At 72.4% G+C, this 16,781-nt stretch carries 10 protein-coding genes; 7 read left to right on the plus strand and 3 right to left on the minus strand.

The window, feature by feature from the left end; all coding sequences use genetic code 11:
- Positions 1-26: 26 nt before the first annotated feature.
- Positions 27-2,525 carry a LuxR C-terminal-related transcriptional regulator gene (locus OHB21_RS09760; RefSeq protein ID WP_228801464.1) on the minus strand — a complete coding sequence of 833 codons (2,499 nt, stop codon included), beginning with the start codon at positions 2,523-2,525 and terminating at the stop codon, positions 27-29.
- Positions 2,515-4,326, minus strand: a complete 1,812-nt coding sequence (locus tag OHB21_RS09765; protein WP_195125173.1) for an Hsp70 family protein — start codon at positions 4,324-4,326, stop codon at positions 2,515-2,517. The genes OHB21_RS09760 and OHB21_RS09765 overlap by 11 nt, the downstream gene beginning before the upstream one ends.
- 297 nt (positions 4,327-4,623) lie before the next feature.
- On the opposite strand from OHB21_RS09765, the gene OHB21_RS09770 reads away from it, so the two are divergent.
- The 3 genes from OHB21_RS09770 (at position 4,624) to OHB21_RS09780 (ending at position 11,007) form a co-directional block, all read left to right on the plus strand.
- Positions 4,624-7,440, plus strand: a complete 2,817-nt coding sequence (locus OHB21_RS09770) for an IniB N-terminal domain-containing protein (protein WP_147265890.1) — start codon at positions 4,624-4,626, stop codon at positions 7,438-7,440.
- Between the two features lie 155 nt (positions 7,441-7,595).
- Complete coding sequence (locus OHB21_RS09775) at positions 7,596-9,440, plus strand: dynamin family protein (RefSeq protein WP_067513154.1); 1,845 nt, start codon at positions 7,596-7,598, stop codon at positions 9,438-9,440.
- A gap of 28 nt (positions 9,441-9,468) precedes the next feature.
- Entirely contained in the window at positions 9,469-11,007 is a 1,539-nt protein-coding gene (locus OHB21_RS09780) for a dynamin family protein (protein WP_067513152.1), read from the plus strand.
- Positions 11,008-11,067: 60 nt separating this feature from the next.
- Here OHB21_RS09780 and OHB21_RS09785 read toward each other — a convergent pair whose 3' ends face one another.
- On the minus strand, positions 11,068-12,225 hold the full coding sequence (locus OHB21_RS09785; RefSeq protein WP_067513150.1) for a zinc-binding dehydrogenase: 1,158 nt from the start codon (positions 12,223-12,225) through the stop codon (positions 11,068-11,070).
- A gap of 465 nt (positions 12,226-12,690) precedes the next feature.
- On the opposite strand from OHB21_RS09785, the gene dnaK reads away from it, so the two are divergent.
- The 4 genes from dnaK to OHB21_RS09805 are packed head-to-tail and all read left to right on the plus strand — an operon-like array spanning position 12,691 to position 16,777.
- A complete protein-coding gene (dnaK, locus tag OHB21_RS09790) occupies positions 12,691-14,541 on the plus strand; it encodes a molecular chaperone DnaK (protein ID WP_067513148.1) in 1,851 nt (616 codons plus the stop codon).
- Positions 14,538-15,194 carry a nucleotide exchange factor GrpE gene (gene grpE / locus OHB21_RS09795; RefSeq protein WP_067513146.1) on the plus strand — a complete coding sequence of 219 codons (657 nt, stop codon included), beginning with the start codon at positions 14,538-14,540 and terminating at the stop codon, positions 15,192-15,194. The genes dnaK and grpE overlap by 4 nt, the downstream gene beginning before the upstream one ends.
- A 24-nt stretch (positions 15,195-15,218) precedes the next feature.
- A complete protein-coding gene (gene dnaJ, locus OHB21_RS09800; RefSeq protein WP_067513145.1) occupies positions 15,219-16,376 on the plus strand; it encodes a molecular chaperone DnaJ in 1,158 nt (385 codons plus the stop codon).
- Positions 16,376-16,777 (plus strand): heat shock protein transcriptional repressor HspR, encoded by a 402-nt coding sequence (locus tag OHB21_RS09805; protein WP_067513169.1) that lies wholly within the window; start codon positions 16,376-16,378, stop codon positions 16,775-16,777. The genes dnaJ and OHB21_RS09805 overlap by 1 nt, the downstream gene beginning before the upstream one ends.
- Positions 16,778-16,781 lie beyond the last annotated feature (4 nt).

The raw sequence follows: 16,781 nt of genomic DNA on the forward strand, positions 1-16,781 counted from the left end.
CTCTTCGATCGGCCGCACCGGGGCGATCACACGAGCAACGATCCGTGTCCCATGGCGCGGAGCATTGACAATAACTCCGAACGCGACCGTGCACCGATCCGGCGCCGAATCCGTGCGACGTGATGCTCCACCGTCTTGGCGGAGATGTACAGCCGCGCTCCGATCTCACGGTAGGTGAGGCCGAGCAGCACCAGTTCGGCCACCTCACGTTCGCGTTCGCTGAGCATCGCCGCGCCTGTGGCCGCCGGTTCCGGGGTGGTGACGGCCGTCGTGATCGGGCGTTCCTGCGGGCGGGATTCGGTGCGCACGGTGCGCGCCAGCTTGAGCAGCGCGGTCGCGGTGGCCGAATCGGCGGCGGCCAGCGCCGCCTCGCTGGCCAGCCGGGCCGCGTCCCAGGTGAGGCCGATGCCGCGCAGTCCGGTGACGGCCACTTCCACCAGTTTCACCTCGACCTGCCCGCGCAGCACCAGCACCCAGGTGCGGCCCGCGTCGGCCAGCACGGCGGCGTGCCGGTCGCCCGCGGCGGCGGCCGCCTTGAGCCGGTGCGCGGGCGGCAGCAGTTCGTCGGGCCGCTCGTGCGCGATGGCGGCCTGCACGCCGTACCAGTGGAAGGCGTTCGCCCAGGCGGGCGGCTGGTGCAGGCGGTGCAGCAGCTCGCGGGTGGCCTCGACGAGCCGCTGGACGCGTTCCTCGTCGCGCAGGCGGATACCGGCCAGCCACAGCTCGCCGACCGGCAGCACGGTGAGCAGGTCGGCGTCGACCTGGTCGAACATGGGAGCTGCGGCTTGCCAGGCCCGGGTCAGCGCGGTGTGGTCGCCCGCGCGGCGCGCCAGCCCGACGGTGACGCCGTGCGCGAGCAGCTTGTCGCGCAGGTCGAGCCGGTCCCAGTCGAGGTCGGCGACGGTGTCGGCGGCGGTGCGCTCGTCGCCGCCGAGCATCGCGGTCCAGGCGGTGAGCACCTGGAGCTGGTGGCAGCGCAGCCCGCTGGCGGCGGCGCGGCGCAGTGCCTCGCCCGCGCGGCGCGGGTCGCCGGTGCTCAGGCACAGCAGCGCGGCGATGGACACCGCCGTACAGGGCAGGAAGCGGTCGATGCCCGAATCGGCGTGCGAGGCCTGGATGAGCGCGGAAATGGCTGTCGCGGTCGACTTTCCGTCGATCGAGCGGCCCAGTGAGGTGGCGATGAGGCTCGCGTGCGCCCCGGCCTGGGTGGGCGGCCAGCGGTCGGCGGTGGCGCGGAGATCGGCCGCGGCGGGGGTGTTGCCCGCCAGGTAGAGCACGGTCGCGCCGACAGCCCAGTCGGGGCCGACGCGGTCGGGACCGAGCCAGCCGTAGAGCTGGGCTGCCCGCCCGACCAGCCCGCGCCGGGTGAGCACGCCCGCGCAGATCCGTACGGCGGCGGTGAGATCCGCACCCGCCGCGCCCGCGCGGGCCAGTACGGGTTCGGCCAGCCGCATCGCCGTCTCGCCGTCGCCGATATTGGCGGCGGCTTCGGCCCAGCGCAGGCCGATCAGACCGGGTTCGGCGCCCGCCGAGGCGGCGGCCGCGTAGTAGCGCACCGCGTCACGTCCGGCTTGTTCGGCTGCGGCGCTGAGGAATTCGGCGAGCCGGGGGTCCTGCACGCCGGATTCGGCGAGCAGCAGGGCGGTGTGGTCGCGCAACAGTCCGGCGTCCAGGCGCGCGCCGAGCAGGCGGCGCTGCACCGCGACGAACCGGCGGTCGCCCAGCATGGTGCGCAGCGGCGCGACTGCGGGCGCGAGGAGCAGATCGGCGTCGGTCACCAGGGCGCTGGCGCGGGCGCGGTCGATGAGCGACTGCGCGGTCTCGGGCGGCACGCCCAGCACCTCGGTGAGTTCGGTGGCGTCCAGGCCGGTGCCCGTGGTGGCCACGGCCAGCGTCTCGAGCAGATCGGGTTCGATGCTTTCCAGTTGCGCGCGTGCCCATTTCGTGACGGCCTCGTCCACCGCCGCGGTGCCCGCGTCCAGTCGGCCGGTGCCCGCGGCGGAGAGCGCGGCCACCACGCCGCCGCGGATACCGCCGGTCTGCTGGTGGATGTGCTGGGCGACCGGGCGCGGCACCATCATCCCGAGTTCGCGCGCGAAGGGCAGGATGTCGGCCACGCCGAGCGGGCGCAGATCCACCACGCGGCCGCGGCGCGTCACGGCGTCGGTGAGCGTGCGCAGTGCCGGTTCGTGCGGGCGGGGCTGGGCCGCGATGACCACCGTGAGGTGACCGGATTCGACTACGGCGCACAGTCTTTCGAGATCACCCTGGGGGAGGGTGTGTGCGTTGTCGACGATCAGCGCCTGATGCGGCCCCGCGCCGTTCGGTTCGAGGGCCGTGAGGGTGTCGCGCAGCGGGACACCCCGGGCCCTCAGGCGGGTGCGGATCGCGCTCAGCAATGTCGATTTACCGGTGCCGGACCTGCCGCGGATCAGATAGGCGGTGGGTTCGGCGTCCGGGCAATCGATGTCGCGGAGCAGTTCGCGAGCGGTCGGCAGGGTGTCGAACGCCGTTTCAGCCACCATTGCCTCCGAGGACGTCGCCGACTGCACCGCCCAGTCCGCCGACGACCCCGCCGACGCCTTCGCCGACGCCGCCGACCACGCCACCCACACCGCCGACGACGTCCTCGACCGCACCGCCGACGGTGCCGCCGGGGCGTTGCGGTTGGGGCTGGGGCTGGGGCTGGGGTTGCGGCTGAGGCTGCGGTTGAGGCTGCGGTTGAGGTTGCGGTGCAGGGGAATTCGGGCTCGGGGCGGGCTGCTGGCCCTGCGCCGGGGGCGGCGCGGCCGGGGTGCCTGGCGTCTGCTGTTGGGTGCCGGGCTGGTCGTTCGCCGTCGGAGCGCCGGTCGAGCCCTGCGGGGCGCTCGCGGGCGAACCGGTCTGGGCCACAGCCGGATTCGATGGGTCGGCTGGGCCGGACACGGGCTCCGCGGCCGGTGCGTCCGTCGGCGCCGCGTCGGGTGCGCCCGGTGTGGCGGCCTCGGTCGCGACGGTGGTCTGCTGGGTGGGCGAGGCCGGGGACGGGCTGGACTGCACGCCGGTGCCGATCGCGACGGTGCCCGTCGCGAGCAGGCCGATCGCGAGCGCGGCGCCCGCCACGATCGCGATCCGCTTGCCGCCCGATGGCTTGCGGGGCGGGGCTTCGGGGTCGGTCGGCAGCGTCGCGCCGCCGTTGTCGCGCTCGACGGCGGGCAGCCGGACGGTGGCCGCCTCGGCTTGCGCCGCGAGCGGCATGGCGACGGCGGCGGCCGCGTCGGCGTCGAGCAGGTCGGCGGCCAGCAGGGCCGCGCCGCGCGCCGCGGTGTGGGCGGGCTCGGGCGCGGCGGTGACGGGCAGGCCGAACTCCGTCGAGATCAGTTCGGCCGCAAGGGGAATCGCGCCCCCGCCGCCGGTCAGCAGGACGCGCCCGAGATCGGCGACGTCCAGGCCGGCGCGACGGGTCACCTCGCGCACCAACTCCACCGCCGTCAGCAGCGGGCCGCGCAGCAGCTCCTCCAGTTCGTCGCGCACCAAGCGGACGCGTTCACCCGCCTCCTCGGCCGGGTCCACCCGCACCGGAACCACCGTGGCGGTATTGATGGAAAGCTCTTCTTTCGCTTTTCGGCAGCGGTCGCGCAATACCGACAATTCCCGTTCCACCACCGGATCGAACGGGTCGAAATCATTTCCGCGCACCGCGTTAGCCAGGACATAGCGCATGGTCAGCAGATCGAATTCCGTGCCAGCGGCTTCGGTGGTGTGCTGCGCGGCCAGCAGCGCGGTCTGCGCGCCGGTGCGCACCACCGAGACGGTGGTGGCCGTGGCGCCCAGATCCACGACGACGAGCGCGCCGTCGCCCAGCGGACCGTGCGCGGCGGCGAGCCAGCGCACCGCGGCGATCGGCTCCGGGACCAACGTGACGTCGCCGGTGACGGCGGCCTCGAGTGCGGCGCGCTGCACGTCGACCGTGTGGCGCGACCACCAGGCCGGGTGGCAGACCACGGTGGCCGTGGGCTCCGCGCCCTCGCGGTGCGCGGCCTCGGCCATCAGGCAGGTCACGGCGGTGGCGACCAGATCGTGCGCGGCGTGCGCGGACCCGTCCTCGGCCAGCATCGCGACCGGATCGCCGACGCGGGCCAGGAAACCCTCCACCACCACGTCGCCGGAATGCCTGCCCGCGCGGGCCGCGCCCAGAGCGGGCGGCTCGTCGGCGGCCAGCCGGAGCACGCTGGGGCGGGTCGATACCGCACCCGTGGCCTCCGCCGTGCCGTTCTCCCCCACCGCCGCGACCGCGACCGAATTCGACGACCCGACGGTGATGCCGAGCGCCAGACGCTGTGTCATTCGTGAACCTCTTCGCCGAGACCGGGGCCCGGTAGCCCCTGCTGTCTGTTGCCATGTCCTGCGAAAGCCGTGTGGTCCGGCCGACTTGTTCGATCTGTCGGTTGCTGGGTGTCCGCCGTTACTTCTGGGGGCAGGTTCGGGGAAATTCCCCTAATGCCGGGCAACCCCCTAACGGTGTGCCCCCGGCGAAGAGTGGGGGTTCGCCCCGTTTCTCCGTAACACGATGCGTGCCTAGCGTGAAATGCATTCCAACGAGTGCGGATCGCCCGGTCCGCCGATTCCAGGAGATGATGCACGATGACTCCCAACGCGATTCTCGAGTTCATCCTCGGCCTGCTGCGCGACCGCGAAGCCGCGGTGGGTTACTGCGCGAACCCCGAGGGCGCGTTGGCCGCGGCGGGCCTCTGTGAGGTGACGCCCGAAGACATCGCCGCCTGCGCCCCCATGGTCGCCGAATCGGCCCTCGTCGCCGGCGGCTCCCAGCTCTCCGCCATCATCGCCGCGGGCGCCGCCACCACGGCCACGGCCGCCGCGGCCGCCGTGGTGGGGGCTGCCGCCTCCGCCGGCATCGACGCCGCCACCGACCTGACCGCCGGAATCGGCGTGGATCTCGGCGGTGGTGTGAACACCGATATCGACTTGGGTCTGGGTGGTGGAACTGACATCGACCTGGGGCTGGGCGGCGGAACCGATATCGATCTGGGGCTGGGCGGCGGCCTGGACCTGGGACTGGACGCCGCACTCGACGTGGTCGGCGACGTGACCGCCGGCCTTGGCGGAGCGGTCCAAGCGGGCGTGGACGCGGCCGCCGGCCTGGGTGCGACCCTGGGCGGCTCCCTCGGCGCGGTGACCGACCTGACCGCCGGGTTGGGCGCCGGCCTGGGTGCCACGGTCGGCGGCGCGGTGGACGCCGCCGCCGGCGTCGGCGCGGGGCTGGGTGCCGGATTGAACGGCGGGCTCGGCGCGGTCGGCGATGTGACGGCCGGCCTGGGCGGTGCGGTAGACGCGGCCGCCGGGCTCGGCGCCGGCGTGGGTGCCGCCGTCGGCGGTGCGGTGGACGCTGCGGCGAATCTCGGTGCGGGGCTCGAGGGTTCGCTCGGTGCGGTGGGAGATGTGACGGCCGGAGTTGGCGGAGCGCTGGGCGCTGCTGCGGGGATTGGCGCTGGCGTGAGTGGCGCGGTCGAGGGTGCGCTTGGTGTGGTGGGGGATGCGGCGGCCGGGATCGGTGCGGGAGTGGGCGGCGCTGTGGAGGCCGGTGCGGACGCTGCTGCGGGTATCGGTGCGGGGCTGGAGGGTGCGCTCGGCGCGGCTGGTGATCTGGCAGCCGGTGTCGAAGCTTCGCTCGGTGCGGCGGCCGGTCTGGGTGCTGGCGTAGGTGGCGCGGTCGAGGGCGCGCTCGGCGCGGGCGGCGACCTGACGGCGGGCCTCGGTGGCGCGGTGGACGCTGTGGCGAATCTCGGTGCGGGGCTGGAAGGTTCGCTCGCCGGGGCTGGAGATCTGGCGGCCGGTGTCGGAGGTGCGGTGGACGCGGGTGCCGGTGTGGGGGCTGGTCTTTCGGGTGCGCTCGAGGGTGCGCTCGGTGCGGGTGGGGAGTTGGGGGCAGGCGGGGCCTCGGGTGCGGTTGCGGGCGTTGAGGGTGCGCTCGGTGCTGTGGCCGAGGTCGGGGGTGGTCTTGGTGGAGACCTCGCGGCCGGCATCGGTGGCGCGGTCGGTGGTGTCGGGGCGGGACTGGAAGGCGCGCTCGGTGCGGCCGGTTCGGTGGAGTCCGGGCTCGAGGGTGCGCTCGGGGCTGGGGCCGGAATCGGTGCCGGAGTGGAGGGCGCGGTCGCCGGTGGGGTCGAGGGTGCGCTCGGTGCCGTTGCGGAAGGTGGCGCGGGGCTCGAAGGTGCGCTCGGGGCGGTGGCCGGAATCGGTGCGGGGCTCGACGGTGCGGTGGGTGCCGGAGGCGGCCTGGGTGCCGATCTCGGTGCGGCGGCCGAAGGCGCGCTCGGGGCGGCCGGAAGTCTCGGGAGTGAGTTCGGAGCCGGGGTCTCCGGTGGTATCGACGCGGTCGGTGGCGTCTCCGGTGCGGTCGGCGGGCAGGCCGGGGGTGGACTCGAATCGAGTGTGTCGGCCGGGCTGGGGACCGTGCTCGGGGCCGGCGCCGAGATCGGTGGCGGGTTGAGCAGTGAGCTCGGCGGTGCGCTGGCCGGTGGGGCGCAGGGCGGCGCGGAGTTGGGCGGTGGATGGCAGGGGCTGGTCGGCGGTGTGGCCGGCATCGGTGGCGGTGCGGCCGGAACCGGTTTGGAGACAGGGCTTTCCGGCTCGATCGCGGCCGGTGGTGAGTTTGCCTCCGGACTCGAAACGGGTCTCGGCGCGGGCGCGCAGGCGGGCGCCGATATCGCGGCCGGCGCGGCCGGCGAGCTGGGTGCCGGTCTGGAATCGGGACTCGGCGGCGCGTTCGACGCGGGTGCGGGTCTGACCGCCGGGCTCGGTGCGGCGGCCGACGCGGGCGCGGAGCTCTCCGGTGGCCTGACCGGTGCGTTGGAGGGTGGCGCGCAGGCGGCGGGCGGCCTCGGCGGCACGCTGGACGGCGGTCTGTCGGCCGGCCTCGATGCCGCGGGCCAGGCCGGTGCCGGGCTCTCGACCGGTATCGGCGGTGCCGCGGAAGCCGGGGCGGGTCTGTCGACCGGCATCGGTGGCGCGTTGGAGGGCGGCGCGGGTGCGGTCGGCGGTGCGGCCGGCGGCCTGTCGACCGGCCTCGGCGGCGCCTTCGATGGCAGCGCGGCAGGTGGCGCGGGTGGAGTCCTCTCGGCGGGTATCGACGGTGGCGCGGGTGCGGTCGGCGGTGCGGCCGGTGGCCTGTCGACCGGTGCCGGTGCTGCTGCGGATGCGGGCGCGGGCCTCACCACCGGTATCGGCGCGACCGCGAATACCGGTGCCGCCGCAGGTGGTTCGGCCCAAGGCGCCCTCGACTCCACCGCGAACACCTGGTCCTCCCTGGACGTCTCGGGTGCCTTCGGCTCCGGCTTCGACACCCTCGGCACCACGGACACCTCGCTGTTCGCCGACACCGACACGTCGATGGACACCGGCGCCTCCGCCGACCTCTCCACCGACTCCTTCCTCAACTGACCCACCGGAAGGCCCCACCCATGCACCCCACCCGCCTCGCCTCCACGAGCACCCACCCGGGCGCCCCGGAGCGAGCGGGTGGGGTCGCACGCCGAGCGCGCACGCAAGACCCTGTCCGCCAGCAGTTCTCGCAACAATGAAAGAGGTCGGGTGAGATGGTTGCTCCTGTCGCGGTGACGAAAGCGCCTGCCGTGCCGTTGCTTTCGGTCTTGGGGGAAGCGGCGACGGTGGCGCGCGCCGTGGGGCGGGGGGATCTGGTGGCGCGGTTGGGGGCGGCGGTGGAGCGGGTGCGGGATCCTCGGCGGCGGATCGTGATCGCCGGACAGGTGGGGCAGGGCAAGAGCCGGTTCGTCAACGCTCTGCTCAACGTCGACATCTGCGCGGTGGGCGATGACGCCACCACCGTGGTCCCGGCGGTGCTCGCGCACGGCGCGGAAGCCGACGCCCACCTGGTACTCGCCGATCCGCATGGCGGCGGCCCGGAGGCCCGGGTGGCGGTCCCGGTCGACGAGACGGGCGCCGTCGACGCGCGCACCCCGCTCGCCGAGGGCCGCCGCGTGACGCGCCTCGAGATCCAGCTGCCGAATCCCCTGCTGGCCGACGGCATCGTCCTGGTCGACACCCCCGGCGTCGGCGGTCATGGAAATGCCGGTGTGTCAACGGTTCTCGGCATGGTACCGGCGGCCGACGCGGTGCTGATCATCTCCGACGCGTCCACCGAACTCACCGAGCCCGAACTCTCCTTCTTGCGCCAGGTGCGCGAACTGTGCCCCACGGTTGCCCTGGTGCTCACCAAGATCGACCTGTACCCGCACTGGCGCCGCGTCCTCGACGCCGACCGCGCCCACCTGGACCGCGCCGGCCTCGACGTGCCGATCATCCCGGTCTCCTCGCTGCTGCGCACCCACGCCATGCGCACCCAGGACCCGCGCCTCGGCGCCGAATCCGGCTTCGGCACGCTGTACCAGTTCCTGCGCGAGCAGGTCGTCGCCCGCGACATGGCCGCAACCCGCGCCGCCGTCGCGCGCGACATCCATGCCGCCGCAGAACATCTCGCGCTCACCTTGGGCAGCGAACTTGTCGCGCTGCGTGATCCGGAGCAGGCCGCGGCCGCGATCGGCGAACTCACCGGCGCGAAGGCCGCCGCCGAGGATCTGCACCGCCGCACCGCCACCTGGCAGCAGACCCTCGCCGACGGCATCACCGACCTCGCGGGCGATGTGGACCACGATCTGCGCGACCGGCTGCGCGGCATCACCCGCACCGGCGAGGAGTGGATCGACGGCCACGATCCCGGCAGGCACTGGGACGCGATCGCCGAATGGCTCGCCGAGACAGTCGATTCCGCGCTCGGTGACAACCTGCTGTGGACGCACAAGCGGGCGGTGCAGCTGGCCGAACGCGTCGGTGAGCACTTCGCCCACGTCGGCGCGGTCGATCTGCCCGATGTGCGCGCCGGCCTGGACGACGGCGACAGCCGCGCCGGATCGGGCACCCTCGCCGATCTCGAGCCCGACATCGGGTTCACCAGCAAGGTCCTGGTCGGCCTGCGCGGCTCCTACGGCGGCGTGCTGATGGTCGGCCTGGCCAGCACGTTCGCCGGGCTGGCGATGCTGAACCCGATCTCGCTGGGCGCGGGAGTCATCGTGGGCGGCAAGGCTTTCCGCGACGACAAACAGGCCAGGCTGGCGCGCCGCCGCGCGGAGGCGAAGAACGCGGTGCGCCGCTTCGTCGACGATGTCGCCTTCCAGGCGGGCAAAGAGTCCAAGGACCGCCTGCACCGCATCCACCGCGCGCTGCGCGACCACTACGCCGGGGTGGCCGAGCGCAGCCTGCGTTCCCTGGAGGACTCGCTGCGCGCCGCGCAGGAGGCGGCCACCATGGAGACCGCCCGCCGCGCCGAGCGCTGCGCGGAGCTGGAGCGTCAGTTGCGGGTGGTCGCCGAACTGCGCCGCTACGCCGACGCCGTCCCGGGAGCCGCCGGTACGGTAGCCGGGTGATCACGACGACACGCCGTTCGAGCGCGCGATGACAACGCGGCCGGCCCCCGGTCTGGTCGGCGCGGCGCACGCGCTGATCGGTGCGGCCGCGCGCTCCTTCGCGAGCGAGCCGCGCCCCCGCGCGCTGCTGGCCGACTGCGCCCGCCGCCTGGATCAGCCGCTGCGCGTGGCGCTGGCGGGCTCGCTCAAGGCGGGCAAGTCGACGCTGCTGAACGCGCTGGTGGGGCAGGACATCGCCCCGACCGACGCGACGGAATGCACCCGCGTGGTCACCTGGTACCGGGGCGGTCCCACGCCGAGCGTCACCGCGTACGCCGCCGACGGGGCGCGCGCCAATGTGGTGGTGCGCCGGGGCGCGGGCGGGTTGACCTTCGACCTGAGCGGGTTGGCCTGGGACGTGGCGGGCCCGCGCGACGTGGACCACCTCGAGGTGGAGTGGCCGGCCTCGACGCTGGCGCAGACCACGATCATCGATACGCCGGGCACGTCGTCGCTGTCGCGGGAGGTGTCGCGGCGCACCGCCCGGCTGCTCACCCCCGACGACGAGGACGACACCGAGCACGTGGCGGTGCCGGGTGCCGACGCGGTGGTCTACCTGCTGCGCAGGCTCGACGCCACCGACGTGCGGTTCCTGGAGCGCATCGGTGCGGGAACCGCCGCGCAGCAGGATGATTCGGCTCCGGCGGGTCCGCTCGGCGTGATCGGCGTGGTCTCCCGTGCCGACGAGATCGGCGCGGGCCGCATCGACGCCCTGCATTCCGCCCGCGACGTCGCCACTCGTTTCGCGACCGAACTGGAGCGAACCGGCTTGTGCCAGGCGGTGATTCCGGTGGCCGGTCTGCTGGCGTTCGCCGCCGCCACGCTGCGCCAGCAGGAGTTCGCCGCGTTCCAGGCGCTGGCCGGTGTGCCGGTGGACGATCTCGCCGTGGCGATGCTCTCGGCGGATCGCTTCGCGCACAACGACACAGCGCTGCCGGTGCCCGCCGAGCTGCGAGCTCAGCTGGCCGAACGTTTCGGCATGTTCGGTATTCGCATGGCGGTCACGCTGATTCGTCTCGGGGTGCGCGATTCCGCCGCGCTCGCAGCGGAACTCACCGCCCGCAGCGGAGTGGACGAGTTGCGGTCGGTGCTCGACGTCCAATTCGGCCAGCGCGCCGACCAATTGAAGGCGCACTCGGCGCTGGCCGCGCTGGCCAGGGTGATCACCGCCTACCCCGGCACCTCCGCCGACGGGCTGCTGCCGCGCGTGCACAACCTCCTCGCCGACGTGCACGGCTTTACCGAACTCCGCCTGCTGGGCCGCCTGCGCACCGACGAACTCACCCTGCCCCCGGCCGATCTCACCGAACTGCACCGCCTCGTCGGCGGCTCCGGCATAGCCCCGCACCTGCGCCTCGACCTACCCGCCGACGTGCCCCTCGACGCTCTGCGCACCCAGGCCCTCGCCGCCGTCCGCAAGTGGCGCGACCGCGCCCGCCACCCGCTCGCCGACCAGCTCACCGCCCGCGCGTGCCTGACTGCCGCGCGCAGCGCCGAAGGGATTCTGGATGCGTTGCCGCCGGGATGAATTCACCGGATGCGCAGCCCGCCGGAGCTACGCCGACGCGACGATCCGCCCCGTCGCACCTCACGGTTCCAGCGCACCGCTCCCCGGATCGATCAGAATCTTCGCGTGATGCTCCGGATTCGCGAGGGCGTCAAAGGCATTCGCCACACCCGCCAACCCCACCGTCCCCGTCAGCAGCGGGCGCGGGTCGACCTTTCCGTCCGCGATCATGTGCAGGGTGTCGCGGAACTCCCCGGGGTCGTACCCGAGGGCGAAGCGCAACTCGATCTCCTTGTTGACGGCCAGCGCCGGGTGGAAACGGTCGGTCTCCATGCACACTCCGACCACCACCACGCGCGAACTCGGCGGCGCGGCGGCGATGATCTGGTCGATCACCCCCGGTACGCCGACGCATTCGAAGATCACCGGCCCCGTCGGCGCGGCCCCCAGTGCGCCCGCCGCGCGGAAGACGTACCACCAGGGCAGGTTCGGGATGCGCCGCAGCTGCTCCATGGTGTCGAAGGCCAGGGTGAGCAGGTCGGTGGCGCCGCCGATCCGCGGCTTCGGCCCCGCCTCCCACGGTGATTCGACGGCCGGGTCCACCACGACGTCCGCACCGCACGCCGCCGCCAGGTCCCGGCGGCGCGGCGAGAAATCGCTGGCCACCACGGTGCGCACGCCCGCCGCCTTCAGCATGCTGATCACGGCCAGACCGATGGGCCCGCAACCGATCACGAACGCGGGCCGCCCCTTGCCGACCTGCCCCTTGCGCACCGCGTGCCAGGCCACCGCCATCGGTTCGGTGAACGCGGCGAGTTCGGCCGAGAGCCCGTTCGGCACCGGCATCGTCATGGATTCCTGCACCACGACCTGCTCGGCGTAGGCGCCGGGCGCGGCGGGCGACAGGCCGATCAGCTGGGGTTTCCCGGACTCCCGGAGAATCGGCAGTGCAACGACTTTCGTGCCCGGCCGCCACCGCTTGCGACACCCGGGCCCGTAATCGACCACCTCGCCGCTGAATTCGTGTCCGAGCACCACGCTGTGCTCGGCGCGCATGAACTCGTCGTATCCGCTCGCCGCCGCCAGGTCGGCCATCTCGTCGGCGTGGGCGCGCGCGTGCAGATCCGATCCGCAGATCCCGCACCGCAGCACATTCAGCAGCACCTGCCCCCGGCCCGGCTGCGGCGTCGGCCGCCGCTCGACCGAGAACTTCGTATCGGTGACAACAGCGGCACGCATGGGCACTCCTGACGGTCGGCTCACCTGGCCGCAACCTATCACCGGGGCGCACGACGCGGAGCGAGAGCGACGGACCCGCGCGAACGGGCTCGTGGCCGCCCGCGCCCTCCGTGCTCTCGGTAGGCAGCGGGACCCGCGCCAGCAGGTCGTCCCCGCCTGCGGATCACCGGCCCCACCAGTTGCTATCTCACCAAAGTGATCTACACCACATTCCCCGCCGCGGGAATTATCCGGCCCGCACCACCCGTTGGTCAGTACGACAACATTGAGCGTGTCCGACTCAAGTTTCAGTTGACTCCCGGCGATAGCGGGGGCAGGATTGAGCCGACCACGCTCAGCGTTGCTGGGACCGTGCTCCGTGAGGTGCCGGGGCGAGGTCTCGCGGCACAACGAAAGAACAGGCCGCAGGGCGGGCAGTCTCGCCCGGCACCGGCACAACAGGTACGTCAACTAGGAGGAACCACCATGGCTCGTGCGGTCGGAATCGACCTCGGGACCACGAACTCGGTCGTCGCCGTTCTCGAAGGCGGCGAACCGGTCGTCGTCGCCAACTCGGAGGGATCGCGCACCACCCCGTCGATCGTCGCGTTCGCGAAGAACGGCGAAGTACTGGTCGGCCAGCCCGCCAAGAACCAGGCTGTCACCAACGTCGACCGCACCATCCGCTCCGTCAAGCGCCACATCGGCACGGACTGGACCGTCGAGATCGACGGCAAGAAGTACACCTCGCAGGAGATCTCCGCGCGCACGCTGATGAAGCTGAAGCGCGACGCCGAGGCCTACCTCGGTGAGGAGATCACCGACGCGGTCATCACCGTCCCCGCCTACTTCGAGGACGCGCAGCGCCAGGCCACCAAGGAAGCCGGCCAGATCGCGGGCCTCAACGTCCTGCGCATCGTCAACGAGCCCACCGCGGCCGCGCTGGCCTACGGCCTGGACAAGGGCGACAAGGAACAGACCATCCTGGTCTTCGACCTCGGCGGCGGCACCTTCGACGTGTCCCTGCTCGAGATCGGCGAGGGCGTCGTGGAGGTCCGCGCGACCTCCGGTGACAACCACCTCGGCGGCGACGACTGGGACCAGCGCGTCGTGGACTGGCTGGTGGAGAAGTTCAAGGCCAGCTCGGGCATCGACCTGACCAAGGACAAGATGGCCATGCAGCGCCTGCGCGAGGCGGCGGAGAAGGCCAAGATCGAACTGTCCTCGAGCCAGTCGACCTCGATCAACCTGCCCTACATCACCGTGGACGCGGACAAGAACCCGCTGTTCCTGGACGAGCAGCTGACCCGCGCCGAGTTCCAGAAGATCACCTCGGATCTGCTCGACCGCACCCGTGCGCCGTTCCAGCAGGTCATCAAGGACGCCGGCATCAAGGTCGCCGATATCGACCACGTGGTCCTCGTCGGTGGCTCCACCCGCATGCCCGCCGTCTCCGAGCTGGTCAAGGAACTGACCGGCGGCCAGGAGCCCAACAAGGGCGTGAACCCGGACGAGGTCGTCGCCGTCGGCGCCGCCCTGCAGGCCGGTGTGCTCAAGGGTGAGGTCAAGGACGTCCTGCTGCTCGACGTGACCCCGCTCTCGCTGGGCATCGAGACCAAGGGCGGCGTGATGACCAAGCTCATCGAGCGCAACACCACCATCCCCACCAAGCGGTCGGAGACCTTCACCACCGCCGACGACAACCAGCCCTCGGTGCAGATCCAGGTCTTCCAGGGTGAGCGCGAGATCGCCTCGCACAACAAGCTGCTCGGCTCCTTCGAGCTGACCGGCATCCCGCCGGCCCCGCGCGGCGTGCCGCAGATCGAGGTCACCTTCGACATCGACGCCAACGGCATCGTGCACGTCACCGCGAAGGACAAGGGCACCGGCAAGGAGAACACGATCAAGATCCAGGACGGCTCCGGCCTGTCCAAGGAGGAGATCGACCGGATGGTCAAGGACGCCGAGGCGCACGCCGCCGAGGACAAGGCCCGCCGGGAAGAGGCCGAGACCCGCAACCAGGCCGAGTCGCTGGTGCACCAGACCGAGAAGTTCATCAAGGACAACGAGGACAAGGTGCCGGCGGACGTGAAGTCCAAGGTCGAGGCGGCCATCGCCGAGGCGAACGAGGCGCTCGAGGGCACCGACATCGCCGCCGTCAAGGCCGCGGTGGAGAAGCTGGCGACCGAGTCGCAGGCGCTGGGCCAGGCCATCTACGAGGCCTCGGCCGCCGAGCAGGCCGCGTCCGGCAACGGCGCGTCGAGCTCGGCCGCCGATGACGACCAGGTCGTCGACGCCGAGGTCGTGGACGAGCCGGTGGACACGGAGAAGAAGTGACGCAGGGGAATTCGGAGCAGCACGCCTCCGAGCAGGAGCCGATCTCGGTGGTCGACAAGCGCAAGATCGACCCCGAAACCGGTGAGGTCCGCGAGGGCGCGGCCGAGGACGCCGCGCCCGAGGGCGGCAACGGCACCGCCCCCGAGGCGGCGCCCGTCACCGGCGACGGTGGTCGTGAACTCGCCGAGCGCACCGCCGATCTGCAGCGGCTGACCGCCGAGTACGCGAACTACCGCAAGCGGGTGGAACGCGATCGCAAGGCCGCCGTGGACGCGGCCAAGGCGGCGGTGGTCACCGAACTGCTGGGCGTGCTCGATGATCTGGACCGGGCCAAGGCGCACGGCGACCTGGAGTCCGGGCCGCTGAAGTCTGTGGCGGACAAGCTGGTCGACGCGCTGCGCAAGCAGGGCCTCGAGGAGTTCGGCGCGGAGGGCGAGCCCTTCGACCCGACCCTGCACGAGGCCGTGCAGCACGAGGGCTCCGGGCACGACCCGGTGCTCGGCGTGGTGATGCGCAAGGGTTACCGCTTCGGTGACCGGGTGCTGCGGCACGCGCTGGTCGGCGTCACCGACGGCGTCGCCGACCTGGCCGAGACGCCGGAGACGGCCGAGACAGAGGCATCGGACGCTGATGCCAGTGCTGACAGTCACTGATCACGCGAGAGGAGGAGAGACCCGGTGAGCCAACGGGAGTGGATCGAAAAGGACTTCTACAAGGAGCTGGGTGTCTCCTCCGGCGCCTCGCAGGACGAGATCAAGAAGGCCTACCGCAAGCTCGCTCGTGACCTGCACCCCGACGCCAACCCCGGCGACACCAAGGCCGAGGAGCGGTTCAAGACCGTCAGCGAGGCGCACGCCGTGCTGTCGGACCCGGCCAAGCGCAAGGAGTACGACGAGACCCGCAGGCTCTTCGCCGGCGGCGGCTACCCACGCGGCGGGTTCAGTCCCGGTGCGGGCGGCGGGTTCTCGCAGGACTTCAATATCGGCGACATCTTCGGTGGCGCCTCGGCCGGTGACGGCGGGCTCGGCGATCTGCTGGGCGGGCTGTTCAACCGGGGCGGCACGCGCACCACGAGCCGTCCGCGGCGCGGCGCCGATGTGGAGACCGAGACGACCCTCGGGTTCCGCGAGGCCGCCCAGGGTGTGACCGTTCCGCTGCGGATGACCAGTCCGTCGCCGTGCACCACGTGTCACGGCAGCGGCGCCAAGCCGGGGACCAGTCCCCGGGTGTGCCCCATCTGCAACGGGGCCGGCGTGGTCAGCCGCAACCAGGGCGCGTTCGGGTTCAGCGAACCCTGCGACGAGTGCCGCGGTTCGGGCTCGATCATCGACGACCCGTGCGTCGACTGCCACGGCAGCGGTATCCAGAACCGGACCCGCACCATCACGGTGCGCATCCCGCCGGGCGTCAGCGACGGCCAGCGGATCCGGTTGGCCGGGCAGGGCGAGGCGGGCCTGCGCGGCGCGCCCTCGGGCGATCTGTACGTGACGGTGCACGTCAGCCAGGACAAGGTGTTCGGCCGCAACGGCGACGACCTGACCCTGGTGCTGCCGGTCAGTTACAGTGAACTGGTGCTCGGCACAACGGTTTCCGTGCCGACGCTGGAGGGCCGCGTCGGGGTGAAGGTGCCGCCCGGCACCGCCGACGGGCGGATCCTGCGGGTGCGCGGGCGCGGTGTGCCCAAGCGCGGCGGCGGGGCCGGTGACCTGCTGGTCACGGTCAAGGTCGCGGTGCCGCAACAGCTGGACCCCGACGCCACCGAGGCGCTGAAGCGCTATCAGGAGGCGGAACGGGCCGGCGGGTTCGATCCACGTGCGGGATGGGCGGGTGCGTGATGACCACTGATCCGAAGAAGGCGTCGGCGGGTGCGTCGCGCACCGAGTTCTTCATGATCTCGGTGGCGGCGCAGCTGGCCGGTATGCACGCGCAGACGCTGCGCACCTACGACCGTCTCGGTCTGGTGACGCCGCAACGCACTTCGGGTGGGGGTCGCCGGTATTCGGCCAGGGATGTGGAGCTGCTGCGCGAGGTGCAGCGGCTTTCCCAGGACGAGGGCGTCAATCTGGCGGGGATCAAGCGCATCATCGAATTGACCAATCAGGTCGAGGAGTTGCGCGAACAACTCGCCGAGACGCGCGCCGAACTGGAGCGGCTGCGGGCGGGCTACCGCCCGGATCTCTCGCCGCCGCAACGCAGTACCGCGCTGGTGGTGTGGAAGCCGCGCAACCAGCGCTGAACGA

Origin of the sequence: Nocardia puris (assembly GCF_036051655.1) — a bacterium.
In the GTDB taxonomy this organism is placed as follows: domain Bacteria; phylum Actinomycetota; class Actinomycetes; order Mycobacteriales; family Mycobacteriaceae; genus Nocardia; species Nocardia puris.

Coding starts and splice junctions, on each gene's coding strand:
- OHB21_RS09780 (WP_067513152.1), top strand. CDS start 9,469: ATGACAACGCGGCCGGCCCCCGGTCTGGTCGGCGCGGCGCACGCGCTG.
- OHB21_RS09765 (WP_195125173.1), bottom strand. CDS start 4,326: ATGACACAGCGTCTGGCGCTCGGCATCACCGTCGGGTCGTCGAATTCG.
- OHB21_RS09785 (WP_067513150.1), bottom strand. CDS start 12,225: ATGCGTGCCGCTGTTGTCACCGATACGAAGTTCTCGGTCGAGCGGCGG.
- dnaK (WP_067513148.1), top strand. CDS start 12,691: ATGGCTCGTGCGGTCGGAATCGACCTCGGGACCACGAACTCGGTCGTC.
- OHB21_RS09775 (WP_067513154.1), top strand. CDS start 7,596: ATGGTTGCTCCTGTCGCGGTGACGAAAGCGCCTGCCGTGCCGTTGCTT.
- OHB21_RS09760 (WP_228801464.1), bottom strand. CDS start 2,525: ATGGTGGCTGAAACGGCGTTCGACACCCTGCCGACCGCTCGCGAACTG.
- OHB21_RS09770 (WP_147265890.1), top strand. CDS start 4,624: ATGACTCCCAACGCGATTCTCGAGTTCATCCTCGGCCTGCTGCGCGAC.
- OHB21_RS09805 (WP_067513169.1), top strand. CDS start 16,376: ATGACCACTGATCCGAAGAAGGCGTCGGCGGGTGCGTCGCGCACCGAG.